The following is a 25,983-nucleotide window of genomic DNA, read 5'->3' as shown; positions in this document are numbered from 1 at the left end:
AATCGCAGTCTTATCCTAAAGTCTTAGAAATTGCTTCTAAAACACGATCGGCCTGAAATGGTTTTACAATAAAATCTTTTGCTCCTGCTTGAATGGCATCGATCACCATTGCTTGCTGTCCCATAGCCGAGCACATGATAACCTTTGCATTCGGGTCTATTTTCTTAATCTCTTTAAGCGCAGTGATCCCATCCATTTCCGGCATCGTAATATCCATCGTTACTAAATCGGGCTGAAGTTCCTTGTATTTTTCGACTGCTTGCAAGCCGTCAGCTGCTTCACCGACAACTTCATACCCGTTTTTCGTTAAAATATCTTTTATCATCATTCGCATGAATGCAGCATCATCAACTATTAAAATTTTTTGTGCCATAACCATTTACCCCCATCTGTTATCTCAGTTTATTAATGCGATCACTCTGGCTGATAATGTCGGTAACCCGGACACCGAAGTTTTCATCGATAACAACAACTTCACCTTTTGCAATCAGACGGTTATTAACTAAAATATCGACTGGCTCTCCTGCCAGTTTATCAAGTTCGATGATGGACCCAGCCGAAATGTCTAATATTTCTTTTACAGATCTTTTCGTTCTTCCAAGTTCAACTGTTATTTGCAACGGAATATCAAGCAGTAAATTTAGATTCTTGGATTCAGTTTCCTGAATCTGATATGGCTCAAAATTTGAAAAAACTGCCGGTTGAACATTTGGCTGATTTCTTGTTGCTTGAAATCCGGATCTGTCATGTACTGGCTCGGTTTGATAATCCATACCCCTTCCCTGAACCGGTGCAGAATATGCATGTTGATTCGGCTGCCAGTTCCCATGCATTTGCTGTCCATGATGCAATGAATGGGATGCATAGCTTTGAGCATGTCCTCCTTGCTGCTTATTGTCATAATGGCCCGAATAATTTTCCTGTCCTTGGTTTTCTTCGGACAGTTCGATAGGAGCTTGTCTGTCTGTTGCACTCGCAATTGTTTTCTGCATTTTTTCTGATGTTTCAATTGATTGTTCTTCCGGATTGAGCAACTCTTTTACCAAATTTTTCGCAAACTCGACTGGGAGAAGCTGCATAATATTTGAATCGATCAGTTCTCCAATTTTAAGGCGGAATGAAACCTTTACAAGCATATCGTCATTAGGGACTCGTTCCGTTCCTTCCTCATTGAGAAAATCTAAGATATCGATGGAAGGGGGTGAAATATCTACCTTTTTGTTGAAAATGGTTGACATGCTTGTCGCAGCCGAACCCATCATCTGATTCATGGCTTCCTGAACAGCACTCATCCGAATTTCATCCATCATTTCAGAAGGATTAAGCCCATCTCCGCCAAGCATTAAATCTGCAATAATTGCTGCATCTGATTGTTTAATGACTAGTAAATTGCTTCCTGAAAAACCTTCTGTATAGTTTACCAAGATTGCAACATATGGGTGTGGAAACTCTTCTGGCAGTTGTCGTCTGTAAACGACGGAAACCTCCGGAGTTGTGATCTCTACTTTTTGATTTAACAAAGTAGATAAAGCAGTAGCGGAGCTTCCAAACGAAATATTTCCAATTTCCCCTAAAGCATCCTTCTCCATTAATGAGAGGTAATCCTCTGCATGTAAATGAGGAGCAGCCGGGTATTCTGTATCATCACTATCAGTGCCTCTTAATAAGGCATCAATTTCATCTTGAGAGAGCATATGATCGCTCATTATCATCGTCTTCCCCCTTCAATGTATCTAACACTTGAACGGCTAATTTTTTATTTACTTTACCTGGCTGCCCTAAAAATTTAGGGATTTCACCGATCTTTATTAAGAGCGGTTGATCAATTGCTTGATTCAATTCAATCACATCCCCAACATCCAACATCAAAAATTCCTGTATCGATATTTCTGAAGTCCCGAGTTCCGCGATCACAGGGACATCGGCATTTTGGATTCGCTTCTCTAGCACAGCAATTTCCACTGGTTCTCTGTCTTTTTTCTCAGTTTGCATCCAGTAATGTACCGAAAGCTTTGGAATGATAGGCTCCAGTACGATGTGTGGAATACAAATATTGATCATTCCGCTCGTTTCCCCAATGGTCGTATTCAATGAGATTACAACGACTGTTTCATTGGGTGATATCATTTGCAAAAACTGGGGATTTACTTCAAACTCAGTCAAAATGGGATCAATATCTGCAACCGATGCCCATGCCTCTTGCAAGTATTCAAATGCGCGTTCAAATGTGGTTGACATGATTTTTTCTTCAATTTCAGTCAAGTTATCAACTTTGTTAAAACTTGTCCCTCTTCCTCCCATCATTCGGTCCATCATCGCGTAAGCGACATTAGGATTCACTTCCATAATGATTCGCCCATCAAGCGGAGGAACTTCAAAAACATTTAAGATTGTCATTTTTGGAATGGAACGAATAAACTCTTCAAAAGGAATCTGGTCGGCTGACGCCACACTAATTTGTACATATGTCCTAAGCTGAGCAGAGAAAAACGTCGTTAGTAATCTTGCAAAATTCTCATGAATGCGGGTTAAACTTCGAATTTGATCTTTTGAAAAGCGCAGTGCCCTCTTAAAATCATAAACCTTCACTTTTTTCTCTGTTTGTTCCTTTTTTAATTCATCCGCATTCATCTCACCTGTAGAAAGAGCAGACAACAGGGCATCAATTTCACTTTGCGATAATATCTCTCCAGACATGTCATCTCACCTCCATTATTTGTTGATTCATTCCTTCTCATATCTTTTTATTGGAGGAGAGATTCGGTGATATATACCCTAACAACCTTTCCTTCCTGCATCAGGCTGTTAATTTTTTCTTTTAAGTCCTCTTCTAGTTTTTGTTTTCCTTCTTTTCCTCGAAGATCTTCCGCTTTTTTCTCGGATAATTCTTGAATAATGATATTTCTCACTTGAAAATCACGTTTCTCTAATTCTTCTTTTGCATCTTTACTATCTGTTTGCATTTTAAATGAAATTCTAATAAAGTCATCGCTGGCAAGATTCGTAACAATATCCTTCACATCAACTGACACAGCAAGCACTTCATCAATTGTCGGCTCTTTATGTTCTTTGTCGCCTGTAAATTTCAATACGGCCACAACCGCAGCAGCCCCTGCAAGGGTGATAGCAACCAGCAAGATGAACATAATTTTTAATAGCTTATTATTCTTCATCCTCAATTTCCTCCAACGGTTGTCCAAGAAGGTTGACAGATTGATAGAATTTCGCAACCAATTCCAAGACGCGGTCTTCTGTCTCCTTCACGACATATTTGCGGCCGTTTGTCAGTGTAATGGTCGTATCAGGAAACGATTCTACCGTTTCTATGTATATGGCATTAATGAGAAAAGGTTTTCCATTCAGTCTTGTCACCTTAATCAATGTATGTATCAGGGCCTAAGGCTTGTCCCCTACAGGCCCTTTCCCTCCTTATTATCAGCGTTTCAAGTTTACAAGTTCTTGCAAAATCTCATCAGATGTTGTAATGATTCGAGTATTTGCCTGGAAACCGCGCTGAGCAGTAATCATTTCCGTGAACTCCTCAGAAAGATCGACATTGGACATTTCTAAAGTGCCGGAAACGATTGTGCCGGCTCCGCTCGAACCCGGGGTTTTTGTTTGCGAAGGATCTCCAGAGTTCGTCGTGCTTTTGTATAAATTATTTCCAACCTTTTCTAATCCCCCGTTATTTTTGAAGCGGACAACCGCAATTTGCGGTCCTGTTTTTAATGTACCGCCTTCGACATATGAAATTACTCCATCTTGTCCTATGCTTAAGCTTTCCACGTCGTTGATAGGGATAGTAATCTTTTTATTGTTAGTATCAAGAACAAATTCTCCGGAGCCTGTAACTAAGTTTCCGTCTTTATCGAAATAAAAATTTCCGGCTCTTGTATAATAAGTCGTTCCATCTTTTTGAACTTGAAAATAGCCGTCTCCTTGAATTCCTAAATCCAACACTCTTCCTGTCGTCTGCAAACTTCCTTGTGTATCAATTGTATCGATAGTTGAAAGCTGTGAACCTAAACCGACTTGCTTCGGGTTCGTTCCACCCATTGAAGTACCGTTAGGGGCGCTTGCGCCTGAAATGGTTTGACTAACCATATCCTTAAACGTCACACGGCCTTTTTTGTAACCATATGTATTTACGTTGGCGATGTTGTTGCCAATGACATCTAATTTTGTTTGGAAGTTTTTCATTCCGCTGATTCCGGAGTACATTGAACGCAGCATAATCAGCTACTCCTTTCGATAATGTATGATTGACGAACGGCTGTTTGGCCATCCAGCAAGATTCCTTTGCTTATTCAATTTTTATAATTTGAGAAGAAGCAATGCTGGAATTTTCGTTGTTATTAAGCTGAAATAATGTTTTCCCATCTTTGAAGGAAACGGATTTAACAACTGCTGTTTTTTCCTCATTATTTGAATCTAAAAAGGTGACGGTTTTCCCAATCAGCATGCTGGCTTGAAGCATATAGTTTTGTTCTTGGGACTTCAAGAAATTTTCGAGCGATTTCTCTATGTTTGTCATTTGTTCAAGCGTGCTGAATTGGGCCATTTGGGCAATAAAATCTTTATCCTGCATCGGATTTAACGGATCCTGATTTTGAAGCTGGGTGATGAGAATCTTCAAAAAATCATCTTTTCCTAAAATGTTAGTACCAGTTTTACGTGTATTTTGCTGATTATTTGACAGCATTAATGAAGTATCAATTGTATTTGTCATTGTTTTCACCTAAACTTCTGTATCGAGAAGTACTTGTTCAAACGATCGAGCAGTCTCTTCTGCCTTTTCGTGTTCTTTATCTTGCTGATTTTTTTCTTGATGCCTTTCTTGACCTTGCTGATGAGGGTCACGATGTAAAAATCGTTCTTGCTGGGTCATCTGCTGGGAAATTTCAATCCGATCAACTTGAATGTTTTGCGAGCTGAACGCTTGTTTTAATCCTTGCAATTGCGATTCTAAGGCCTCTTTTGCTGTTCCGGTAGTTGTCAATATTCGAGCGACAATTGATTGATCTTTTAGAATTAATTCGACTCTTACCGACCCTAAGTGTTCTGGGTAAAGTTTCAGAAAAAGTTTTTGCGTTCCGCCGTTTTTCATAAACTGGCTTTTCGCTAAAATGGATTCAAATTGCTGAATGAATTGCTCTGGCGATGCAGGCTTTCCCATTTTGTCGAGCATCAATACAAGCTGCTCAGCTTTAGACATTTGATTCGGCGAAAAAACTGTTCCAAAAATTCCGCCTTGTTTAATAGAATTGCCCCGGACTTCAGGAGTTTGTTCTGCTCCGCTCATTTTGTTGTTATTTAATTCTGTTGCAAGCCCCGTAAAAATCTTCCGGAGATACTCCATTTTTGTACCATTTTGTTGATGAACGTATGGAATCGATTCAAGTTTATCTGCCACTAGCTTGAAAAGAAGGTTCAAATCGTGCTTTCCATTAAAAGGGTCATGATATTCGGACAACAAATCATAAATTTTTGCCGCTTTAACAATATCTAACATATCTTTCGTTACTGGTTGGTCAGCTGTTGAAAGAATGGAAACAGCCATTGAAAATAAAGGTACAATTTGGTAAGAATCTAACAATTTATCATCTTGGTCAGAAAACGTTGTTTTAATTGCATTGTGTTTTCCTTCAGCATGTGAAACGAATGAGCGGATCCGATCGACGAGTGAGCTCCATTTTTTATCATCCATTCCCAAAAAACCGAGTATAAATTCGAGTAGATTTTCACCGGCTCTTGATTGAACTTGTTCCATTAAATCCAATCCGCCCTCTAACTGAGCCAAATCCGTGGTATTAAGAAAATCAATGAGCTCGGATAATTCCTCTGATGAAAGCCTTGTTTCCGTTTCTTTCACCATTTCATTTTCAGCGGACAAGTCTTTTTTGAATGAGGCAAGAACACCTGCAAAGCTTCCAATGCTTTTTTCCACCGGCGATTGCTTAGGACTTTTCATAACCGCATGAGCAAATCCTAATCCTCCGATTACCACGACATCACCCCCTTTCAAAGCAAGGAATCATTATTCTTGATTTTTTGATAAATTTTCTTTTTCGTTCGTTAAAAGTTCCGTAAATTTTGCTGCGTCTTCAGGAGGCATGTTTTCCATGATACTTGCAAGCGTATCCGCTTTAATATTTGCTAATATTTTTAATGCTTCTTCGTTCTTCATTTTCGTAATAATTGGTGCAGCCTTTTTGGCTGACATTGTTTCATATGTGTGTACGATGTCTTTCATTGCTCGTTTGTTTTCTTCCTGAATGGCCGCTAATTCGTCTATTTGACTTTCAAGCCGCTTTTTTTCAAGCTTTAATCTTTCAATCTCTAGATCCTTGTTTTGCATTTGTGACTCAAGCTGGCTGATTTTTGCTTCCTTATCTTTTATTTCCCCTTCCAACTCAACCATCGATTGTTCGATTTCTGTTATGGATTTCGAATTTTCATCTTTAAAAATAGATGAAACAACTGGTATTTTTTTGCCATAATCTTTTGCTGCATCAAACACATTTATTCCGGCAATCGTCATGACAATGAGGGCAACGACCAGTGCAAATAGCATTGGAATCACTGCGACATAAAGGATCCACTGCAAACGGCCAATTTTTTTTTCTTCTTTTTCTTCTAGTATTTTTTCCATGAAACCACCTAATTTTCCCGATTTAAAAATTGCTGGATCGAGATATCATCCATTTGTTTGCCCTCTGAAATTTTTTCTTCCTCATGATACTGAAGGAAGTCTTTTTCTTTTATTTTTTCAAACTTTTTCACTTCAATATTTTTTTCCAACAGTTTTTCTTGAAAAAAGTACATTCGATTTCTCGCATTCATGACCATTTTTTGATAATATTCAATGCTTTTTTCTAAATTGCTTATAAACTGCTGATGATGCCTTATTTCTTGAACGGAAAGGCCGCTTACAAGCCGTGAAGATTGATAGGCTTCTAAATCTTCTTTCTTTTTCAGAAGTTCATACAGTTTTTCTGCCGCTTCTTCAAACTTTTTTACAGATTCCTGATAAATATTTAAAGCTTCATCTTTTTCTCTTTCTTTCAGAGATAAAATCTTTTCAAACTTATAATGGTACCGCATGAAATTTATTCACCCTCTTGAATTAATTGGAATAAAGCCTCGATACTTTCGTGCATGGTTACTTTTTCATGCGTTGCTTGTTTTAGAAACGTTAAAATCTTAGGATATAAATAAATCGCTTCATCTATTTCCTTCGATGATCCTCGTTTATATGCACCGATATTAATTAAATCTTCTGAATTTATGTAGGTGCTTAATATTTCCCGAAGCCTTTCAGCGGCCCTAATATGGCCTTCAGCTACAATATGATTCATAACCCTGCTTATACTCTTTAATACATTGACGGCAGGGTATTGGCCTTTATTCGCAAGATTTCTGTCTAAAACAAAATGGCCATCCAAAATCCCGCGAACGGTATCTGCGATTGGCTCGTTCATGTCATCTCCATCAACTAGAACAGTATAAAATGAAGTAATTGAACCATTCTCATTTGTTCCTGTCCGTTCAAGCAGCTTTGGCAAAACAGCAAAAACTGACGGGGTATAACCTTTTGTCGTTGGCGGCTCGCCTATTGCAAGCCCAACTTCTCTTTGAGCCATGGCAACTCTTGTTACCGAATCCATCATGAGCATGACATTTAGTCCTTTATCCCTGAAATATTCAGCAATTGCTGTGGCAGTATAAGCCCCCTTAATCCGCATCAATGCAGGCTGGTCTGAAGTTGCAACGACCACAATGGACCGTTTTAGCCCCTCTGGCCCAAGATCGCGTTCGATAAATTCTCTTACTTCACGCCCACGTTCCCCGATAAGGCCGATCACGTTTATATCAGCAGTTGTATTACGGGCAATCATTCCAAGCAGAGTACTCTTTCCAACACCGCTCCCTGCAAATATTCCGACACGCTGCCCATTTCCAACAGTTAAAAGGGCGTCGATCAGCCGAACACCAACTTCAATCGGTTCAGAGATAGGCGGACGGCTCATTGGATTGGGTGGAGCCTGTTCAGTCGGGACAGCTGTTAGTCCTTTAGGAAGGAGAGATCCATCAAGCGGCTGGCCTAAAGAATCAATCACCTTGCCAACTAAGGCGGGTCCAACCTTTACTTCAAGCGGCTTAAAGGTTGCTTCTACAAGACATCCTGCCGAAATATCATTGACAGTTGTATAAGGCATTAAAATAACATTTTCTTCTTTAAAACCAACAACTTCAGCTAATATTTTCCTCTTTTTGTGATTGCCGACATAAATATAGCAAACCTCGCCAATAGAGCTTTGCGGGCCTTGGGATTCGATCATTAACCCAATCACCCTTTTCACTCTTCCATACCTTTTAAAGGTATCAATTTTGTCAATTTGCTTTATTAAGCCGGCAATCTTCATCATTCTTCACTCTCCAACAACTCAAAAAGCTTTTTTTTCACTTGTTCCAGTTGGCTATCGATGCTTGCATCAATTCGTCCGTTCGCTGATTCGATAATGCAGCTTGTTTTCGATAAATCTTCATTTGGATAAATATAAAAATTTGTTTCTCTTGGAAAAATCGATAATAACTCTTCCTTTTGCGACAGCAAAAATCCATAATGGATTGGATGTACATGCAGCTCGATTTCCCGATATTCTCTCGCTTCTTTTAATGCCCTTTTTACGAGGTGAAGAAATTCCTCTTCGTTTCCGTCTATGGTCTTTCCAAGTATTTTTTCAGATACTTTAAGTGCTAAATCCAATATTGCCTTATCTGATGACTCCAGAATCAATCTGTAATCTTTTTTAGCAGAATCAATCACTTTCCTGGCTAACTCGATCGATTCCTTGTATTCTTGAAATCCTTTTTGCCTTCCTTCATCAAAACCAGCTTGATACCCTTCATGTTTCGCTTGTTCTGTCAGAACTTCTTTTTCTTGCTCCCAGGCATGCCTTTCATTTTCAATCTGCCTTCTGATCATTTTTGCGTGGTCGTTTGCCTGTGAAACAATCTGTTCTGCATCTTTGTACGCCTGCTCTAATAAGCTGTTTCTCTCAGAATCTGAAGAAATCATTGCTTGTTTTTCATTATCAAAACCAACCTGGCGCAATACCTTAATCGAAATCACTTTATTGCCTTCTTTTGCCTGGTTTGCCCAGTAGGATTTGATTAATCTAGACAATGATATCATCCCCTCCGCCACGGGCAACAATAATCTCTCCAGCCTCTTCAAGCCTGCGGATGATTGCGACAATTCGTGATTGAGCCTCTTCTACATCACGAAGGCGGACCGGGCCCATCAGTTCCATTTCTTCCTTAAATGTTTCAACCATACGCTGGGACATATTTTTGTAAACGATCTCTCTAACTTCATCGCTAGAAACTTTCAAGGCAAGCATTAAATCTTCGTTTTCACAATCTCGGATCACCCTCTGGATTGCACGATTATCAAGAGTAACAATGTCTTCAAAAACAAACATTCTTTTCTTGATTTCTTCTGCTAATTCCGGATCTTGAATTTCGAGTGCTTCTAAAATTGTCCGTTCTGTAGCCCGATCTACTCCGTTAAGAACTTCCACCACTGCTTCAATGCCGCCTGTTTGCGTATAATCTTGAGTAACCGTAGCTGATAGTTTTCTTTCGAGGATCTGCTCCACTTCATTAATAATTTCAGGAGATGTTCTGTCCATTTCCGCTATCCTTCTCGCAACATCAGCCTGCATTTCCTGAGGAAGCTCAGACAGTATTTGTCCTGCTTGGGCTGCATCAAGATATGACAGTATTAACGCAATGGTTTGCGGATGTTCATTTTGAATAAAATTCAATATTTGTGCCGGGTCGGCCTTTCGTGCAAAGTCAAAAGGCCTAACCTGGAGAGAAGAAGTAAGACGGTTAATGATGACAGACGCCTGTTCCGGTCCAAGTGCTTTTTCCAAAACAGTCTTGGCAAAGCCAATGCCTCCTTGTGAAATATAATCTTGTGCGAGCGCTATATTATGAAACTCTTCTAAAACTTGTTCTTTTGAGTGCGGTTCAACTTTTCTGACTCCTGATATTTCTAATGTTAGCTTTTCGATTTCCTCTTCTGTTAAATGCTTATACACTGACGCAGATACATCGGGGCCGAGAGTAATTAGAAGTATGGCTGCTTTCTGTTTTCCTGTTAATTCCTTTTGTTCTTTTCTTGGCATGAAACCACCTCCTAATCCTCAGCGATCCATGTCCGCAAAAGTTTTGCAAAGTCTTCCGGTTTTTCTTTTGCCAATTTCTCAAGCTGTTTTCTTCTCATACTGCTTTCAGTATCTGGTTCTTCATTTACATCTGGTACGTGAGGCTGTACTGCCTCTTCTTTAGCGAATTCTTCCTCCAATTTTTGATTTTTCTTCTCTCTAATAAATAGAAAGATTAATAATCCAATGATCGCTAATAAAATTCCTCCAATTACATAAGCCCACCAAGGAAGAACAGAAGATTTTTGATCGGAAAATTTCACTTTCCCATTGAATGGCTGAACAGAAACAACCACTTTATCATCAATCATTTGATCCGTTAATTTTGTTCCTGCCTCATTTTTATCAATTGTTGTTCGAACAATTGTCCCTAAGATTTTCTTAATATCGTCCACTCGCTCTTGAGGAAGTGAGGACGGATCGTCAGGTACCGGTGGTTCAACCATTACTTGAATCCCTAAATCACGAATCTTATATGGGCTTTCGGTAATTTTTTTCCGAATCCGGTTTACCTCATTGTTAACCGTTTCTTCAACTTTTTCATAATTCCCATTTGATCCTTTCGTTGCCTCATTATAATTCGTCACATCATTTTTGCCTGTACCAACGATGCCGCCTGCCTGATCAGGATTTCCTGTAAATGTTTCCTTTATTTTTTGAGCACTGATAGCAATGCCTTCCATATTATCTTTATCTACCGGCTCAACGATATTTTCTTCCCTTTTTTCCTGGGTAAAATCGATATCAGCAGTTACAGATACAACAACTTTATCACTGCCCATAAGAGTGCCAAGCATAGTTTGAACTTGGCGCTGAACATCACGTTCAATTTGCTTCTTAATCTCCTGTTGAGATGCAAATGTGGCAGTCGGTGAAGAATTTTCATTTTTTAAGTCAAAATACTCAAAATTCTGGTTCATAATGACGATATTATCAGTAGGAAGATTAGGAACACTTTTTGAAACCAAATGATAAAGTGCTTTTATTTGGTCATCTCGAAACTGATAACCAGGTTCTGTTTCTAAAACGATAGAAGCTGAAGCCTCCTCGGCTTTATCGGACACAAATACCCCGGGTTCAGGAAGGTTAATCATCACTTTCGCATCTTTTATTCCGTCAATGCCTTTAATCAAATTTGCCAGTTCAGTTTGCATGGCATCAAGCTTTAATACGTTGAACTCGTTTTCAGTCATGCCAAGTCCCGCTTTCTGGCTGAAAAACGAATAATCGATATTTCCTGTCTTAGGAATTCCCTCGGCTGCCAGTTCAACTTTTAACTGATCTACATACTCTTTAGGTACTTTTATTGTCGTACCTCCATCAGTAATTTCTGATTTGATTCCTTTTTCATCAAGGCTTTTCTTAATGGAGCCTGTTTCTGCTGGAGACAAGTTGCTGTATAAAGGAACCATTGTCGTTCTCGTAGTAAAAAACACAATGGCAGCTGAAAAAATGACGATAGAAAGAAAAACTGCTAAAATTGTTATCTTTTGCTTTTTTGTTCTCGAAGTCCAATATTCTTTTATTTTGGTCATATATTTCTGAAACGATTGATTCATGTTATTCCCCCGGTTATTCTGTCTATGTATCGGCAGCTAATAACCGCTACTATTATCCTTTCGTAAACGATTAGACTTGCATTCTCATGATTTCTTGATAAGCTTCAATGACTTTATTGCGAATTTCGATTGTTGCCTGTAAAGTGATGTTTGCCTTTTGTGAAGCAATCATTACTTGATGCAAGTCAACATTTTCTCCGCGGGCTAGTTTTTCAGTCATTACATCTGATTGATTTTGAGCTTCATTTATTTTTTCAATTTGTTCTTTAAGTACGGACGCAAATTTCTGTTGTGCTTCGTATGGTGTATATGTATAAGTTGATCCCTTTTTTCCTTCAGGTCTTAATACATGGGCCATTGACGCAAACGAAATGTTTTCCATTTCAATTCACCTTACTTTCCAATTTCTAAAGCTTTCATCATCATCGCTTTAGAAGCGTTGAATACAGTAACGTTGGCTTCATATGATCTTGTCGCACTGATAAGATCAACCATTTCTTTCAGCGGATCAACATTAGGCAAAGCGACATAACCATTTTTATCAGCGTCCGGATGTTCTGGATCGTAAACCATTTTAAAAGGGGTATTATCTTCCACAATACGAGTAACTTTTACGCCGCTTCCAACTGATTCGCTTATGTTCATAGCTTGATTTAAGAAAGATGAAAATCCCCCTTCTGCAGGCTGCATCACGACTATCTTTCTTTTATATGGCTGCCATTGTCCATTAACATATTCCGCTCTGGTAGAATCTACATTTGCCATATTCGAGGAAATGACATCCATTCTTAATCTTTGGGCCGTTAGTGCGGAAGCTGTCGTGTTCATACTTTGAAATATGGTCATCTCTATTTCCCACCTTTAATGACACTTTGAAGTGATGAAAATTTCCCATTTAATCTTTCAATAAGTGCATTGTAATAAATTTGATTTTCAGCTAGATCCACCATTTCCTCATCAATGTCAACACTGTTGCCATTCTGGCTGTAAGAAGCATTTTTTTCCGTAATAACCGCGTTATTTCCGGCAGACAACCCTTCAAAACGAAAATGCCTTTTGTCAGTCCGATAGTTTTCAAATGATGAATGCAGCTCATTTTCAAAAAATGTTTTGAAGCTGACATCTTTTGCTTTGTAATTAGGTGTGTCAACATTTGCTATATTTTGCGAGATGATTTTTTGCTTTAATGATGAATAATTTAGTGCATTTTCCAAAGTGGAAAACGTACCGGAAAATAACTTCAATTCGCTCACCTCAAAAAATTTGTTGAAATTTGATAAAAATTTGCTTATATTGGCGAAATATGTATAATCATAGTTTTTATTGTAATGAAATTGCAATAATCTGTCCATGTACAAAAAGTTAAATTTTATGCTCCAAAATACCTATTTTCCACATATTGCCCTTTAAACTAAAAATGAAACCCTGCTCAAAACTAACAATATTTAGCATATTCCTTAATTCCTTCCTTTCACTTATCATATTTTAACGGTAATCGCATCGGTTTTACTGGGCCAAAAGTCCTTATTCATATTTAATCAATGTAAAAATTTCGTAAATTATATCGAATATGTTGAAACATTGTAAAATAAACGAAAAATACCTCGGAATTTGACATAATTCTATAAATAAAAAGAGGCCGTCTCTAAAACCTTAGGGTCAGACCCTTTAGAGACAGCCTCTTCTTCTTTTTATTAATTTGCTTTTAGTTTTTCTAATTCTACAAGGAACTTATCGTTTAATACTTTAATATATGTTCCTTTCATCCCGAGTGATCTTGATTCAATTACTCCGGCACTCTCCAATTTGCGGAGTGCATTTACAATAACTGAACGGGTGATCCCTACACGGTCAGCAATTTTTGAAGCAACCAGCAATCCTTCATGACCGTTTAGTTCCTCGAAAATGTGTTCAATAGCTTCCAATTCACTGTAAGATAATGAGCTAATTGCCATTTGAACAACTGCTTTGCTGCGAGCTTCTTCTTCAATTTCTTCAGCCTTTTCACGCAAAATCTCCATTCCTACAACGGTCGCACCATATTCGGCAAGAATTAAATCGTCGTCATGGAACTGTTCTTCAAGTCTTGCCAAAATCAAAGTACCTAAGCGTTCACCGCCTCCGATAATCGGAACGATCGTAGTCAATCCATTGCGGAATAAGTCTTTGTTTTCAACTGGGAATGCGGTATATTCACTTTCAACATCAAGGTTTGGAGACGTTTCCTGAATATTGAACAAGTTTTTTGTATATTCTTCAGGAAATTGGCGGTCTTCAAGCATTTTCTTCATGCGTTCATTTTCGATTTGTTGATTAATTGCAAATCCTAACAGTTTCCCGCGGCGGCTGACAACGAAAATATTTGCTTCAATAACGTCACGCAGCGTTTCGGCCATTTCTTTAAAATTAACGGGTTTTCCTGCTGCTTTTTGCAGCATCGCATTAATTTTTCTTGTTTTACTTAATAAATCCATTATTTCTTCCTCCTATTACTTCGACCAATAAAAATTTTTGTGTTTCTTCCTATTATTATTGTTTTCATTTCATTCAATATCTAATTATCTATGCAATCTTTGAAATCTTACATCTTACTATTACAGTATAAACTGGCTTAAATCTTTGTTTCGGGAAATTGCCCCTAATTTTTCTTCCACATACTGAGGAGTGATCGTGATTTTTTCCATCGTAATGTCTGGTGCTTCAAACGATAAATCCTCAAGAAGCTTCTCTAAAATTGTGTGCAATCTCCGTGCTCCGATATTGTCAGTGTTTTGATTCACTTCATAGGCAACTTCAGCAATCTTACGAATAGCATCGTCAGAAAATTCAATTTGTATACCTTCTGTTTCCAATAATGCTTCATATTGTTTAATTAACGCATTATCTGGTTCAATCAATATGCGATAGAAATCATCTACTGTCAGCTTTGTCAGTTCTACCCTGATCGGGAAGCGGCCCTGAAGCTCAGGAATTAAATCTGACGGTTTCGCCATATGAAATGCACCTGCTGCAATAAACAAAATATGATCAGTCTTAACCGGACCATATTTCGTAACAACTGTTGAGCCTTCAACGATTGGAAGGATATCCCTCTGAACTCCCTCGCGCGAAACGTCAGCTGTTGAACCGCCGCTGTTTCTGCTCGCAATTTTATCAATTTCATCAATAAAAATAATACCGTTTTGTTCAGCACGGCTGACGGCATCCTGAATCACTTCATCCATATCAATTAATTTTTGGGCTTCTTCATTAGTTAAAACTTTACGAGCTTCACGGACAGGCAGCTTTCTTTTTTTCCGTCTTTTTGGCAATAGGCTGCTGAGTGCATCCTGCATATTAACTCCCATTTGCTCCATCCCTGAACCTTGAAGCAAATCAAACATTGAAGGCTGCTGTTCTTCTACTTCAACCGTAACAATCTCATCTTCAAGCTGGCCTAGAGCCAATTTTTCTTTGATTACTCTCCTTTTTTCTTGAATGCTTTGATCATCAGATGTGCTTGCTTCTGACTCTGAATGAGAATTTCCTCCACCGAAGAGCATTTCCAAAGGATTTTTATAATTTGAAGATTTTTTGGCTGATGGAACAAGCAGCTCAACCAGTCTGCGATTGGCATGCTCTTCTGCCCGTTCTTTTACACTGTTCATTTTTTCTTCTTTTACTAAACGGACAGATGTTTCGACTAGATCACGAACCATTGATTCAACGTCGCGTCCAACATAGCCAACTTCGGTAAATTTCGTTGCTTCAACTTTAATAAAAGGTGCACCGACAAGCTTAGCCATCCTCCGGGCTATTTCAGTTTTACCAACCCCTGTAGGCCCAATCATTAGAATATTCTTTGGACTAATTTCATCCCGAAGTTTTTCACTTAGCAAGCTTCTGCGGTATCTATTTCGTAAAGCAACAGCAACAGCTTTTTTTGCATCCTTCTGCCCGACAATATACTGATCAAGCCGCTCAACGATTTGCCTTGGTGTTAAATTTGTCGTTTTCACCATGATTCCACTTCCTTCCCGTTATAGCTCCTCGACTATAATATTATGATTCGTGTAGACGCAAATTTCCGCTGCTATTTCAAGCGCTGCTTTGGCAATCTCTCTTGCCGAAAGCTCTTCGCCGGCATATCGCTTTAATGAACGGCCCGCAGAAAGCGCATAATTTCCACCCGAACCAATGGCAAGTATGCCGTCATCCGGCTCAATTACTTCACCCGTTCCTGAAATTAGAAGCATATGGTTTTCATCCATGACAATTAACATTGCTTCTAATTGTCTTAACACCTTGTCGCTGCGCCATTTTTTTGCAAGCTCAACAGCTGCTCTTTTCAAATTGCCGTTAAATTCCTCAAGCTTGCCTTCAAACATTTCAAATAGAGTAAAAGCATCTGCAACTGAACCGGCAAAACCCGCGATTACTTTCCCATTGAACAACTTGCGGACTTTTCTTGCAGTATGCTTCATCACAACTGCATTACCGAACGTAACTTGACCGTCGCCGGCCATTGCACTTTTTCCTTTATGCTGAATGGCAAAGATCGTCGTTGCGTGAAATTGTGACATGTTTCTTCCTCCTTTAGGAGTCTATGCCCTCGGGTGATGGGACATATACGTTTTTCTTAAAAATTCATTTGTAACATGTGTGTATACTTGGGTTGATGATAAGAATGCGTGCCCCAAAAGCTCCTGCACCGTTCTCATATCAGCTCCATTGCTTAACAAATGCGTTGCAAATGTGTGGCGCAGCTTATGTGGGTGGATTTTTCCGTTTAAGGAAGATTTTTCAATCAGTGAATTTAAAATCACACGGATGCCCCTGTCTGTTAAAGGGCCTCCCCGAAAGTTTACAAATAAATAATCATGTGTCTCCTTGCCATCTAATAATTTCTTTCTGCCGTTATTTATGTAGGCTTCCAATGCTTCATGGGCAAAACTGCCAAAAGGAACATACCGTTCTTTATGTCCTTTTCCATGAACAAGTACTGTTGATAAGTACATATCAAGATCGGAGAGCTTTATTTGGCTGCACTCACTGACGCGAATACCGGTAGCATATAGTATTTCTAGAAGAGCCCGGTTCCGCTGGCCAAGAGGTGTATGGTCCTCACAAGCTTTAAACAGTTCAGCCAATTCCTCTTCATAAAAAAAATCGGGAAGCCTTTTCTCTTGTTTAGGCATGGACACAAGAGCAAAAGGATTTTCTTTTACAAGCTTTTCCCTCAGCAAAAATTTATAAAAGCTCCTAAGACTTGATATTTTTCGTGCAACCGATTTTCTTGAAAGTTTTTTCTCATAGAGCTTTGTCAAATACAGGCGCACATCAAAATATTGAACATCATCCAGGCCGCCGATCATTTGCTCAGTCATGAACATAAAAAAATCCTTGATATCATGTCGGTAATGTTCAATTGTATATTGTGAGTAATTTTTCTCTATTTGTAAATATTCAATAAATAACTTTAATGAAACGTTCACATTTGCTTTCATGAACACCACCTCACAAGGACTTCTAAATATTATCATAATTTAATAGTCCTTGCAACAAAATTTACAAATTTTTCACAAAGTTCTGAATTGTTTCCAATGCTCGTTTTGCATATCGTTCATTTCTTTCTTTTTTGCCTTTAATCTTTTCCGGAAGCTCTGGAAACAAACCAAAATTGGCATTCATCGGTTGAAAATTGTCCGGGTTGGCGGTTGTGATATATCTTGCCATACTGCCGATGGCTGTCTCACTAGGAAACTCAATAGGATCCTGTCCATTGATTAGACGGGCAGCATTAACACCGGCAATTAACCCGCTGGCTGCCGACTCTACATACCCTTCTACTCCAGTCATCTGCCCGGCAAAAAATAATTCAGGCCGGTCTTTGAACTGATACGTTGCTTTTAACACTTTCGGTGAATTTATAAACGTATTGCGGTGCATAACGCCGTAACGAACAATTTCTGCATTTTCAAGCCCCGGAATCATGCGGATCACTTCTTTTTGCGGTCCCCATTTCAAATGTGTTTGGAATCCAACAATATTATATAGTGTTCCTGCTGCATCATCTTGACGAAGCTGAACAACCGCAAACGGCCGCTTTCCTGTACGCGGATCTTCCAATCCGACAGGTTTCATTGGCCCGAACAGCAAAGTTTTCTTTCCTCGGGATGCCATAACTTCAATTGGCATGCATCCTTCAAAAAAGATTTCTTTTTCAAATTCCTTTAAAGGCACTGTTTCCGCAGATATAAGCGCATCATAAAAGCGGTTAAATTCCTCTTCTGTCATTGGGCAGTTTAAATAAGCCGCTTCTCCTTTATCATATCTGGATTTTAAATAAACTTTATCCATGTCGATACTATCTTTTTCAATGATAGGAGCCGCTGCATCATAGAAATATAAATAATCTTCACCTGTGAGTTTTCGCAGCTGCTCGGACAGAGCTTCACTTGTTAATGGACCGGTAGCAATGATCGTAGGCCCTTCCGGAATTTCTGTTACTTCCTCATTTATAACCGTCACATTTTCATGGTTCTTCACTCGGTCTGTTACTTTAGCCGAAAATTCATGACGGTCAACAGCCAGTGCACCGCCGGCAGGAACTGAACATTCATCTGCAGAACGGATGATAACAGAATCAAGTATTCTCATTTCTTCTTTTAAAACGCCAACAGCGTTTGTTAATGTATTTGCTCTTAATGAGTTGCTGCAAACGAGCTCAGCAAATTTATCTGTATGATGGGCAGGTGTTTGTTTTACCGGCCTCATTTCATATAACCGGACCTTTACTCCGCGCTTTGCCAATTGCCAAGCGGCTTCACTTCCAGCAAGGCCCGCTCCAATCACATTCACCATTGTTTCATTCATTCTATGTTCCTCCAAATTAGTGAATTAAGCTTTATATCATCTATTTTTTCTTCCTTGCCATTTTACCTACATTTATGCCCAAATTGCATTTTACAATACAAAATTACATGTGAATAGTTCAATAGAAAAGAGTGAGCAAGGAGCTCACCCTTAATTTTGCTGTTCTTCTTTGTAATCACATTCAATGCATTGAACTTGGAAGCCCTTCTTAAGTTTCTTTTCCACAAGCAAACTGTCACATTTAGGGCAACTGCGAGGAACAGGCTTATCCCAAGAAATGAAATCACACTCAGGAAAACGGTCACACCCGAAAAATAAACGGCGCTTTTTACTTTTTCTTTCAATAATATTTCCTTCTTTACATTTCGGACACTTCACGCCAATTTCTTTTACAATTGGTTTTGTATTGCGGCAGTCAGGAAAATCGCTGCAGGCCATGAATTTTCCGAAACGGCCCATTTTATAAACCATTGGGCTGCCGCATACGTCACAATCCACACCCGCAGGTTCATCTTTTATTTCAACTTTTTCCATCTCTTGTTCCGCTTTTTCGAGGTGTGTGGCAAAGTCCCTATAAAATTCGTCAATTATTTTTACCCATTTAACTTTGCCAAGTTCAATATCATCCAAATCCTTTTCCATCTTCGCTGTGAATTCAACATCTAGTATATCTGGGAAAAACTCTAAAATCAAATCTAATACAATTTCTCCAAGCTCCGTTGGCACAAACCGCTTATTTTCAAGGGAAACATAGCCTCGTTTTTGGATCGTATCAAGGGTCGGGGCATATGTTGAAGGCCGACCTATTCCAAGTTCTTCCAGCGTTTTTACCAAGCGGGCTTCCGTATAGCGGGGAGGAGGCTGCGTGAAATGCTGTTTCGGATCAATATCTATTTTAAGCACTTCATCTCCTTCCGCCAAGTCAGGAAGCATATTTTCCTTTTCCTCCGTTTGATCGTCTGTTCCTTCTACATATACTTTCATAAATCCGGAGAATTTAATTTTGGAACCTGTCGCTCTGAAAAGAACATCACCATTTTTTAAATCGACACTCATGGTATCCATTACAGCCGGAGCCATTTGGCTAGCAACAAATCTTTCCCAAATAAGTTTGTACAAACGAAACTGGTCACGTGTCAGAAACTCTTTTACACTTGAAGGGTCGCGAAGTGTGCTCGTTGGCCGGATTGCTTCATGGGCATCTTGGGCATTGGATTGTTTTTTCTCCTTTCGCTTTTCCTCCTGAAGATACTCCTTGCCAAACACATTTTCAATATACTGAGATGCTTCAGATTGAGCGACATCAGACACGCGAATTGAGTCGGTTCTCATGTATGTAATTAAACCGACCGTACCTTCTTTTCCTAGATCAATACCTTCATAAAGCTGCTGCGCTAGCATCATCGTTTTCTTAGCGCGAAAATTTAACTTTCGAGCTGCTTCTTGTTGCAAAGAAGAAGTTGTAAAAGGCGGAGCCGGATTGCGTTTTCTTTCCTTCTTCGTAACAGATGTTACTTTAAATGTATCTCCTTTAATCTGCTTAAGAACGTTCTGAACTTCCTCTTCCGTTCTTAATTCAACCTTTTTCCCCTCGATTCCATAGAAAGACGCTTCAAAAGCCTCTTTCTCTTTTAAAAATTTTGCACCAATTGTCCAATATTCTTCCGGAACAAATTCTTTAATTTCTTTTTCCCTGTCTATAATTAATCTTAATGCAACCGATTGAACACGGCCTGCACTCAATCCTTTTTTCACTTTTTTCCAAAGCAGCGGGCTAATATTATAGCCAACCAATCTATCAAGAACCCGGCGTGCTTGCTGAGCATCAACAAGATCCATGTTGATCGGCCTTGGATGTTTAAATGATTCTTTAATCGCATCTTTTGTTATTTCATTAAAAACAACCCGGCAGTCTGAATTGATATCGATATCAAGACTATGTGCCAGATGCCAGGCGATTGCCTCACCTTCACGATCAGGGTCAGCTGCCAAGAAAATTTTTTTTGCTTTCTTCGCAGCTGTCTTTAAATCCTTTAAAACTGGTCCTTTGCCGCGAATTGTAATATATTTCGGTTCATAATTATGCTCTATATCAACACCCATCTGACTTTTAGGCAAATCACGAACATGCCCCATGGATGCTTTTACTTTATATTTTTTTCCAAGATACCTTTCAATCGTTTTCGCCTTGGCCGGCGATTCCACGATTACAAGAAAATCTGACATCCAGTAGCCTCCTTAAGAGGGATAATAAATTAACTATTATTATTGTGCAATCTATGGTAAATTGTCAAAAAAGATTTTTTCGAGACCTGATAACACTACTGTGTTTTTATTTAACCAACATCCATTAATAGCATCAATCCTCATTTCTAACACCTGTTGCAAAATGTATAACAGTTTAGAAATAATTTCAAGCTTTTTGTTAAAAAATTTTTCTTTGGAGATCTAGTCACTAGTTTTTTTTGTTTATTGATTATATCAATACGGTCAATAAAACATTCCAAAAAGCGGCTAAAATGAAAATTCTTCAAAAATATCTTCAGGGTTTATGACCATTTTTGCTCCTTGTTGTATCAATTCATTCGTTCCTAACGAATAAATGCTAAATATACTGCCAGGCAAAGCAAAAACTTCCCTGCCCTCATTAAGTGCATAGTTAGCCGTAATTAATGAACCGCTTTTCTTTTTTGCTTCTATTACTAATGTGCCTGAGGTAAGGCCGCTAATAATTCTATTTCTTTGTGGAAACTGCCACCTTGTCGGTCTTGTATCCGGAGGATATTCAGAAATAACAAGCTGGGTTCTCATCATTTCAATTGCCATCTTTGCTGTTTCTTTTGGATAAAGGTGATAAAAACCGCCCGCAATGACACCGATCGTCCGGCCATTATTTTCGATGGCATAACGGTGTGCCAAAGCATCGATTCCTTTTGCAAGTCCGCTTACGATGACATAATCCTTTTCAATTAACTTCGGAAACAAGTATTTTATGGCTCTTTCGCCATATGCAGTTGATTCGCGGGATCCAACAACCGCCAATTTTCGAGGAGAATGGAGAAGTGAAAGATCGCCTTTAGCATAAATGACCCATGGCGGTTGATAAATTTCTTTTAAAAGTGCGGGATATTCTTCATCAAATATCGTTATGGCATGGATCTGATTTGAAGGGTATTGGCGGATTTGTTCATGGATGGTATGAGAATTAAGATCTGATAAGCATTCTGGATAACCAGGGGAGTGTTCCTTTAAATAAGGAAATAAATTTGAAAGAGATGTTAGCTGGGGATCTTGCTTCAGAATATGATAAATATTCTTCCAGCTTATTCCTCGGCAATGATGCAAGTGAATAAGCCGGTTTCGAAAATTATCCATTTTTCAACCTCCAATATTATTTTTCGAGATAGATAAGAAAGATGAAGAAATAAGCCCCTCTAAGAAAGAGGGACTATGAAGAAAATTAATGTGTTTTACATTTGTCATAAAGTCCTTTTTCTTTTAAGACTTTAATTAATGTTTCACCCATGACTGCCGGTGTATCAGCAACTTCGATGCCGCACTCATTCATTACACGGATTTTTTCGTCAGCTGTTCCTTTTCCGCCTGAAATAATTGCGCCGGCATGGCCCATCCGTTTTCCCGGTGGCGCTGTGCGTCCGCCAATAAAGCCGACAACCGGTTTTGTCATATTCTCTTTAATCCAATGTGCAGCTTCTTCTTCTGCTGTACCCCCGATTTCGCCGATCATAATTACGGCATATGTTTCAGGGTCTTCATTAAACGCTTTTAACACGTCGATAAAGTTTGTACCATTTACAGGGTCTCCGCCGATGCCGACAGCGGTAGATTGCCCAATACCAGCTTGAGTTAATTGGTGAACCGCTTCATATGTTAATGTTCCAGATCTGGAAACAACGCCGACATGCCCTTTTTTATGAATATAGCCAGGCATGATGCCAATTTTGCACTCTTCCGGAGTAATCACACCAGGACAGTTCGGCCCAATCAGGCGTGTTTTCTTGCCTTCCATGTAACGCTTTACTTTTACCATATCAAGAACTGGAATATGTTCTGTAATGCATATGACGAGATCAAGTTCTGCTTCTACCGCTTCTAATATGGCATCAGCTGCAAATGGAGCCGGTACGTAAATAACAGAGGCGTTGGCACCTGTTGCATCAACAGCTTCTTTTACCGTATTGAATACAGGGACTCCTTCAACAACCATGCCGCCTTTACCAGGAGAAGTTCCTCCTACAATTTGCGTTCCATATTCAAGCATTTGTTTTGTATGGAAAAGGGCAGTTGAACCTGTAATCCCTTGTACGATCACTTTCGTATCTTTATTAATGAAAATGCTCACTTTAAATCCCCTTTCTTCCTTACACTAAAGAAACGATTTTTTGGGCACCGTCAGCCATAGATTCAGCTGCAATAATATTCAATCCGGACTCATTCAAAATCTTTTTGCCTAATTCAACGTTTGTTCCCTCAAGGCGCACTACTAATGGAACGTTTAATCCAACTTGCTTCGCAGCTTCCACTACGCCAGTAGCGATGACATCACATTTCATAATTCCGCCAAAGATATTGACAAAAATACCTTTTACTTTCGGATCAGAAAGGATGATTTTAAATGCTTCCGTGACCTTCTCAGCAGAGGCGCCGCCGCCGACATCAAGGAAATTTGCAGGTTCGCCGCCGTAATATTTAACGATATCCATCGTAGCCATTGCAAGACCTGCTCCGTTAACCATGCAGCCGATATTTCCATCAAGGGAAATGTAGCTTAAATCATATTTGGAAGCTTCAATTTCTTTCGGATCTTCTTCATCTAAATCACGTAATTCTAGAATGTCTTTATGACGGTAAAGAGCATTTGAGTCAAAGTTTAACTTTGCATCCAATGCCATTACTTTCCCGTCTCCTGTAACAACAAGCGGGTTAATTTCCGCGATTGAACAATCTTTTTCAATATATGCTTGATATAAGCCCATCATAAATTTAACAAACTGATTCACTAATTCCTTAGGAATATTAATATTAAAAGCAATCCGGCGAGCCTGGAATGCAGTTAGCCCGACAACAGGGTCAATTTCTTCTTTGAAGATTTTTTCCGGAGTTTTAGCCGCCACTTCTTCAATTTCTGTTCCGCCTTCTTCAGAAGCCATTAAAACGACGCGTGATTTAGCACGGTCAAGCACTAATCCTACATAATATTCTTTTTTAATATCGCAGCCTTCCTCAATAAGTAAGCGCTTTACTTCTTTTCCTTCAGGACCTGTTTGGTGAGTAACTAACGTTTTCCCTAAAATCTCACTAGCGTATGTACGCACTTCTTCTAAACTTTTTGCAACTTTAACACCGCCGGCTTTTCCGCGTCCGCCTGCGTGTATTTGCGCTTTTACAACACAAACATCTGTTCCGAGTTCTTTCGCAGCTTCAACAGCTTCTTCAACCGTAAAAGCCACTTTCCCATTTGGAACCGTTACCCCGTATTTTCTGAGGATTTCTTTCCCTTGATACTCGTGGATATTCATTTCCCATCCTCCAATCAATCTCTTCAAAAAAAATAGACTGCGCTTTCATTTTATATAATGACAAATACATTGTCTACCATAATGCTGAAAATGTTATATTTTTTCATAGAATTTTGAATTCAATTGTCCTCAATTCTTATTCTATTACAGGAATAACTGTGGATCATTTGGCAATAGAAATTTTATTAAAAAAATTTAGTGGTTCTATTTCTTTCGTCTTCCAGCTTCCCGGTCTGTCCTATAAATAAAGGCAAACACTTCTGCAACTGCACTGAATAATTCTTCGGGAATGCTTTCATTAATATTCAGTTCACCAAGCAATTCAACAAGGTTTCGGTCTTCCTGTATTGGAATATTGTTTTCCTTTGCTTTTTTAATTATGTTTTCCGCGATTTTCCCTTGTCCTTTTGCTATCACCTTCGGAGCGTCGTGTATCGTTTGGTCATATCCGAGGGCGATCGCTTCTTTTCGCACAGTCTTGCCCTTTTTGTTCATATCTTCAGATCGACCCCCTGATACTTGTTTGGATCATACACACTCCGAAGTTTTTTATAAGCTGGACTTGGCTTCAGCAGTTGTTCGTGAGGAGTTTCAAAATGAACTGCTGAAAGATGAAAATGAAGAGCGGAAAGCTTTTCTTTAAGCTCATTCAAAAATTTTATGGCTATTTTTTTTAAATCCTGATTCTCATTAATAACAGTGATACGCATAATTCGGTTTTGTACTTGCATATCAATCATTGTTTCCTTTATATGTTCTAAATCCAAATAAAATAGGATTCGGCAAAAGTCCGGATCAATTTTTCCGTTCGGTTTTCTTCTTCCGCTCCATTGCATCGTTAAATCTGTTGTTTTGTTCCAAAAACAAATCGGGATCTGAACGGCAAACTGCATGATGGGCCCAATTTCCTGTGAGAGAACCTGCAGCCCTGTTATTCTGTTCAGCAACTGTTCAGCCGCTTCTTTTTGGAATATTGGCGGATGTTCATTTAAAAACTTAATTAAAAGCGGTTTTACCATTTCTATATAAAAAAACTCGTTCTTTGTCGTATTATTTACGAATTGATGGAGATTATGTTCATAATTAAATCCAAAATGAGAAATTAATTTCTTTAACTGAACTGCGATTAATTGTGACTGGCCCCAGACATTTTCTTTTTCGGCCATCATTAAATCTGACAAAGTGTTTTTAAGAATCGTCCCTGTTTCCGATAGTTCAGTTTCTTTTAATAAAGATAGAAGGTTATTGACAATGGAATGAAGAGGTTCGTTTTTTTGCAATGAAGAGAGAGCGTTAAATATTCCTTTGCTAAATGGGAGATTTTTCACAAACATTTGCTTAATCACTTCAAGCCCTTCTTTTAGTGAGGGAGCTGTTTTAAGCCATTCTGAAGAAAGCTGAATTATTTCTTTTGATATAGGCAGCTCGTTTTGCAAAAATGAGCGGATAATTTCCATATTTTCTTTCGTAACCGGCAATTTTAATAGTGTTAATGCCTGTTCTGCATTGTTGATAGACGCAGGTCCGCCTTCTTGTGCCGAGAGTACTTTTAAATGAATTTTCCCTTCCCCTGGCTGTACTTGAAACAAATAGCGTTCATGAATAAAAAGCGGGGCTTCTAGAAGGGCAATGAACTTTTGGCTGCCCACCTGCACCTCCGCTGTTTGATTCGGAAAAATTTTTGTAACCTTTCCTTGAAAAATCTGACCAGGTCTGAATACCGCGGCTTCACTTTGATAAAGATTATTTTGCTTAAATAGCGGCAATGTCAGCATAACTCGTTCCATGCCT

General features: G+C 38.9%; 28 protein-coding genes. All 28 read right to left on the bottom strand.

The features are described 5' to 3' along the window. Positions 1-10 precede the first annotated feature (10 nt). The gene (locus tag BMMGA3_RS06005) at positions 11-373 is read right to left on the bottom strand and encodes a chemotaxis protein CheY (protein ID WP_003349064.1); all 363 of its coding nucleotides are present in this window, start codon (positions 371-373) and stop codon (positions 11-13) included. Positions 374-392: 19 nt separating this feature from the next. Continuing rightward, positions 393-1,709 (bottom strand): flagellar motor switch phosphatase FliY, encoded by a 1,317-nt coding sequence (gene fliY / locus BMMGA3_RS06000; RefSeq protein WP_034669573.1) that lies wholly within the window; start codon positions 1,707-1,709, stop codon positions 393-395. Next, positions 1,678-2,697 (bottom strand): flagellar motor switch protein FliM, encoded by a 1,020-nt coding sequence (gene fliM, locus BMMGA3_RS05995; RefSeq protein ID WP_003349060.1) that lies wholly within the window; start codon positions 2,695-2,697, stop codon positions 1,678-1,680. The genes fliY and fliM overlap by 32 nt, the downstream gene beginning before the upstream one ends. A 47-nt stretch (positions 2,698-2,744) precedes the next feature. Beyond that, complete coding sequence (gene fliL, locus BMMGA3_RS05990) at positions 2,745-3,173, bottom strand: flagellar basal body-associated protein FliL (protein WP_003349058.1); 429 nt, start codon at positions 3,171-3,173, stop codon at positions 2,745-2,747. Beyond that, positions 3,163-3,381: a flagellar FlbD family protein gene (locus tag BMMGA3_RS05985; protein WP_003349057.1), complete on the bottom strand. Its 219-nt coding sequence runs from the start codon at positions 3,379-3,381 to the stop codon at positions 3,163-3,165. The genes fliL and BMMGA3_RS05985 overlap by 11 nt, the downstream gene beginning before the upstream one ends. A gap of 54 nt (positions 3,382-3,435) precedes the next feature. Beyond that, entirely contained in the window at positions 3,436-4,233 is a 798-nt protein-coding gene (gene flgG / locus BMMGA3_RS05980; protein WP_003349055.1) for a flagellar basal body rod protein FlgG, read from the bottom strand. A 70-nt stretch (positions 4,234-4,303) separates the two neighbouring features. Further along, the gene (flgD, locus tag BMMGA3_RS05975) at positions 4,304-4,729 is read right to left on the bottom strand and encodes a flagellar hook assembly protein FlgD (protein WP_003349053.1); all 426 of its coding nucleotides are present in this window, start codon (positions 4,727-4,729) and stop codon (positions 4,304-4,306) included. Positions 4,730-4,738: 9 nt separating this feature from the next. Then, complete coding sequence (locus BMMGA3_RS05970) at positions 4,739-6,007, bottom strand: flagellar hook-length control protein FliK (RefSeq protein ID WP_003349051.1); 1,269 nt, start codon at positions 6,005-6,007, stop codon at positions 4,739-4,741. Positions 6,008-6,037: 30 nt separating this feature from the next. Then, entirely contained in the window at positions 6,038-6,652 is a 615-nt protein-coding gene (locus BMMGA3_RS05965; RefSeq protein ID WP_003349050.1) for a MotE family protein, read from the bottom strand. A gap of 8 nt (positions 6,653-6,660) precedes the next feature. Then, complete coding sequence (gene fliJ / locus BMMGA3_RS05960; RefSeq protein WP_003349048.1) at positions 6,661-7,104, bottom strand: flagellar export protein FliJ; 444 nt, start codon at positions 7,102-7,104, stop codon at positions 6,661-6,663. A gap of 5 nt (positions 7,105-7,109) precedes the next feature. Then, entirely contained in the window at positions 7,110-8,426 is a 1,317-nt protein-coding gene (gene fliI / locus BMMGA3_RS05955; RefSeq protein ID WP_003349046.1) for a flagellar protein export ATPase FliI, read from the bottom strand. Continuing rightward, on the bottom strand, positions 8,426-9,199 hold the full coding sequence (gene fliH, locus BMMGA3_RS05950) for a flagellar assembly protein FliH (protein WP_034669548.1): 774 nt from the start codon (positions 9,197-9,199) through the stop codon (positions 8,426-8,428). Before fliH ends, fliI begins: the two co-directional genes overlap by 1 nt. Further along, entirely contained in the window at positions 9,183-10,199 is a 1,017-nt protein-coding gene (fliG, locus tag BMMGA3_RS05945; RefSeq protein WP_003349043.1) for a flagellar motor switch protein FliG, read from the bottom strand. Before fliG ends, fliH begins: the two co-directional genes overlap by 17 nt. Before the next feature lie 11 nt (positions 10,200-10,210). Then, positions 10,211-11,797 carry a flagellar basal-body MS-ring/collar protein FliF gene (gene fliF, locus BMMGA3_RS05940; protein ID WP_003349042.1) on the bottom strand — a complete coding sequence of 529 codons (1,587 nt, stop codon included), beginning with the start codon at positions 11,795-11,797 and terminating at the stop codon, positions 10,211-10,213. A gap of 70 nt (positions 11,798-11,867) precedes the next feature. After that, positions 11,868-12,155: a flagellar hook-basal body complex protein FliE gene (gene fliE / locus BMMGA3_RS05935; RefSeq protein WP_412151024.1), complete on the bottom strand. Its 288-nt coding sequence runs from the start codon at positions 12,153-12,155 to the stop codon at positions 11,868-11,870. Between the two features lie 35 nt (positions 12,156-12,190). Beyond that, positions 12,191-12,643 carry a flagellar basal body rod protein FlgC gene (gene flgC, locus BMMGA3_RS05930; RefSeq protein WP_003349040.1) on the bottom strand — a complete coding sequence of 151 codons (453 nt, stop codon included), beginning with the start codon at positions 12,641-12,643 and terminating at the stop codon, positions 12,191-12,193. A gap of 2 nt (positions 12,644-12,645) precedes the next feature. Beyond that, on the bottom strand, positions 12,646-13,041 hold the full coding sequence (gene flgB / locus BMMGA3_RS05925) for a flagellar basal body rod protein FlgB (RefSeq protein WP_034669571.1): 396 nt from the start codon (positions 13,039-13,041) through the stop codon (positions 12,646-12,648). Positions 13,042-13,491: 450 nt separating this feature from the next. Beyond that, complete coding sequence (codY, locus tag BMMGA3_RS05920; RefSeq protein ID WP_003349038.1) at positions 13,492-14,271, bottom strand: GTP-sensing pleiotropic transcriptional regulator CodY; 780 nt, start codon at positions 14,269-14,271, stop codon at positions 13,492-13,494. Between the two features lie 120 nt (positions 14,272-14,391). Further along, positions 14,392-15,798 carry an ATP-dependent protease ATPase subunit HslU gene (gene hslU, locus BMMGA3_RS05915; protein WP_003349037.1) on the bottom strand — a complete coding sequence of 469 codons (1,407 nt, stop codon included), beginning with the start codon at positions 15,796-15,798 and terminating at the stop codon, positions 14,392-14,394. Positions 15,799-15,816: 18 nt separating this feature from the next. Next, a complete protein-coding gene (hslV, locus tag BMMGA3_RS05910; protein WP_003349036.1) occupies positions 15,817-16,359 on the bottom strand; it encodes an ATP-dependent protease subunit HslV in 543 nt (180 codons plus the stop codon). 21 nt (positions 16,360-16,380) lie between these two features. Continuing rightward, the gene (xerC, locus tag BMMGA3_RS05905; RefSeq protein WP_003349034.1) at positions 16,381-17,283 is read right to left on the bottom strand and encodes a tyrosine recombinase XerC; all 903 of its coding nucleotides are present in this window, start codon (positions 17,281-17,283) and stop codon (positions 16,381-16,383) included. A gap of 61 nt (positions 17,284-17,344) precedes the next feature. Then, entirely contained in the window at positions 17,345-18,652 is a 1,308-nt protein-coding gene (gene trmFO / locus BMMGA3_RS05900; protein WP_003349032.1) for an FADH(2)-oxidizing methylenetetrahydrofolate--tRNA-(uracil(54)-C(5))-methyltransferase TrmFO, read from the bottom strand. Between the two features lie 150 nt (positions 18,653-18,802). After that, positions 18,803-20,878, bottom strand: a complete 2,076-nt coding sequence (topA, locus tag BMMGA3_RS05895) for a type I DNA topoisomerase (RefSeq protein ID WP_003349030.1) — start codon at positions 20,876-20,878, stop codon at positions 18,803-18,805. Positions 20,879-21,166: 288 nt separating this feature from the next. After that, positions 21,167-22,027, bottom strand: a complete 861-nt coding sequence (gene dprA, locus BMMGA3_RS05890; protein ID WP_003349028.1) for a DNA-processing protein DprA — start codon at positions 22,025-22,027, stop codon at positions 21,167-21,169. A gap of 85 nt (positions 22,028-22,112) precedes the next feature. Continuing rightward, complete coding sequence (gene sucD, locus BMMGA3_RS05885; RefSeq protein WP_003349026.1) at positions 22,113-23,015, bottom strand: succinate--CoA ligase subunit alpha; 903 nt, start codon at positions 23,013-23,015, stop codon at positions 22,113-22,115. A 19-nt stretch (positions 23,016-23,034) separates the two neighbouring features. Beyond that, complete coding sequence (sucC, locus tag BMMGA3_RS05880; RefSeq protein WP_003349024.1) at positions 23,035-24,192, bottom strand: ADP-forming succinate--CoA ligase subunit beta; 1,158 nt, start codon at positions 24,190-24,192, stop codon at positions 23,035-23,037. 204 nt (positions 24,193-24,396) lie between these two features. Then, positions 24,397-24,687, bottom strand: a complete 291-nt coding sequence (locus BMMGA3_RS05875; RefSeq protein WP_003349022.1) for an EscU/YscU/HrcU family type III secretion system export apparatus switch protein — start codon at positions 24,685-24,687, stop codon at positions 24,397-24,399. After that, complete coding sequence (locus BMMGA3_RS05870) at positions 24,684-25,979, bottom strand: hypothetical protein (protein ID WP_038502107.1); 1,296 nt, start codon at positions 25,977-25,979, stop codon at positions 24,684-24,686. The genes BMMGA3_RS05875 and BMMGA3_RS05870 overlap by 4 nt, the downstream gene beginning before the upstream one ends. Between the last annotated feature and the right edge of the window lie 4 nt (positions 25,980-25,983).

It is taken from the genome of Bacillus methanolicus MGA3, from assembly GCF_000724485.1.
GTDB lineage: Bacteria > Bacillota > Bacilli > Bacillales > Cytobacillaceae > Bacillus_Z > Bacillus_Z methanolicus_A.
The sequence above is the reverse complement of the archived record's forward strand: the minus strand, read 5'-3'. Positions and strand labels throughout refer to the sequence as shown.

What these genes read in the sequence shown, in the direction of transcription:
- BMMGA3_RS06005 (WP_003349064.1), bottom strand. Translation starts at nt 373, where the DNA reads ATGGCACAAAAAATTTTAATAGTTGATGATGCTGCATTCATGCGAATG.
- fliM (WP_003349060.1), bottom strand. Translation starts at nt 2,697, where the DNA reads ATGTCTGGAGAGATATTATCGCAAAGTGAAATTGATGCCCTGTTGTCT.
- fliL (WP_003349058.1), bottom strand. Translation starts at nt 3,173, where the DNA reads ATGAAGAATAATAAGCTATTAAAAATTATGTTCATCTTGCTGGTTGCT.
- flgG (WP_003349055.1), bottom strand. Translation starts at nt 4,233, where the DNA reads ATGCTGCGTTCAATGTACTCCGGAATCAGCGGAATGAAAAACTTCCAA.
- flgD (WP_003349053.1), bottom strand. Translation starts at nt 4,729, where the DNA reads ATGACAAATACAATTGATACTTCATTAATGCTGTCAAATAATCAGCAA.
- BMMGA3_RS05965 (WP_003349050.1), bottom strand. Translation starts at nt 6,652, where the DNA reads ATGGAAAAAATACTAGAAGAAAAAGAAGAAAAAAAAATTGGCCGTTTG.
- fliJ (WP_003349048.1), bottom strand. Translation starts at nt 7,104, where the DNA reads ATGCGGTACCATTATAAGTTTGAAAAGATTTTATCTCTGAAAGAAAGA.
- fliI (WP_003349046.1), bottom strand. Translation starts at nt 8,426, where the DNA reads ATGAAGATTGCCGGCTTAATAAAGCAAATTGACAAAATTGATACCTTT.
- fliH (WP_034669548.1), bottom strand. Translation starts at nt 9,199, where the DNA reads ATGATATCATTGTCTAGATTAATCAAATCCTACTGGGCAAACCAGGCA.
- fliG (WP_003349043.1), bottom strand. Translation starts at nt 10,199, where the DNA reads ATGCCAAGAAAAGAACAAAAGGAATTAACAGGAAAACAGAAAGCAGCC.
- fliF (WP_003349042.1), bottom strand. Translation starts at nt 11,797, where the DNA reads ATGAATCAATCGTTTCAGAAATATATGACCAAAATAAAAGAATATTGG.
- fliE (WP_412151024.1), bottom strand. Translation starts at nt 12,155, where the DNA reads ATGGCCCATGTATTAAGACCTGAAGGAAAAAAGGGATCAACTTATACA.
- flgC (WP_003349040.1), bottom strand. Translation starts at nt 12,643, where the DNA reads ATGACCATATTTCAAAGTATGAACACGACAGCTTCCGCACTAACGGCC.
- codY (WP_003349038.1), bottom strand. Translation starts at nt 14,271, where the DNA reads ATGGATTTATTAAGTAAAACAAGAAAAATTAATGCGATGCTGCAAAAA.
- hslU (WP_003349037.1), bottom strand. Translation starts at nt 15,798, where the DNA reads ATGGTGAAAACGACAAATTTAACACCAAGGCAAATCGTTGAGCGGCTT.
- hslV (WP_003349036.1), bottom strand. Translation starts at nt 16,359, where the DNA reads ATGTCACAATTTCACGCAACGACGATCTTTGCCATTCAGCATAAAGGA.
- xerC (WP_003349034.1), bottom strand. Translation starts at nt 17,283, where the DNA reads ATGAAAGCAAATGTGAACGTTTCATTAAAGTTATTTATTGAATATTTA.
- trmFO (WP_003349032.1), bottom strand. Translation starts at nt 18,652, where the DNA reads ATGAATGAAACAATGGTGAATGTGATTGGAGCGGGCCTTGCTGGAAGT.
- topA (WP_003349030.1), bottom strand. Translation starts at nt 20,878, where the DNA reads ATGTCAGATTTTCTTGTAATCGTGGAATCGCCGGCCAAGGCGAAAACG.
- dprA (WP_003349028.1), bottom strand. Translation starts at nt 22,027, where the DNA reads ATGGATAATTTTCGAAACCGGCTTATTCACTTGCATCATTGCCGAGGA.
- sucC (WP_003349024.1), bottom strand. Translation starts at nt 24,192, where the DNA reads ATGAATATCCACGAGTATCAAGGGAAAGAAATCCTCAGAAAATACGGG.
- BMMGA3_RS05875 (WP_003349022.1), bottom strand. Translation starts at nt 24,687, where the DNA reads ATGAACAAAAAGGGCAAGACTGTGCGAAAAGAAGCGATCGCCCTCGGA.
- BMMGA3_RS05870 (WP_038502107.1), bottom strand. Translation starts at nt 25,979, where the DNA reads ATGGAACGAGTTATGCTGACATTGCCGCTATTTAAGCAAAATAATCTT.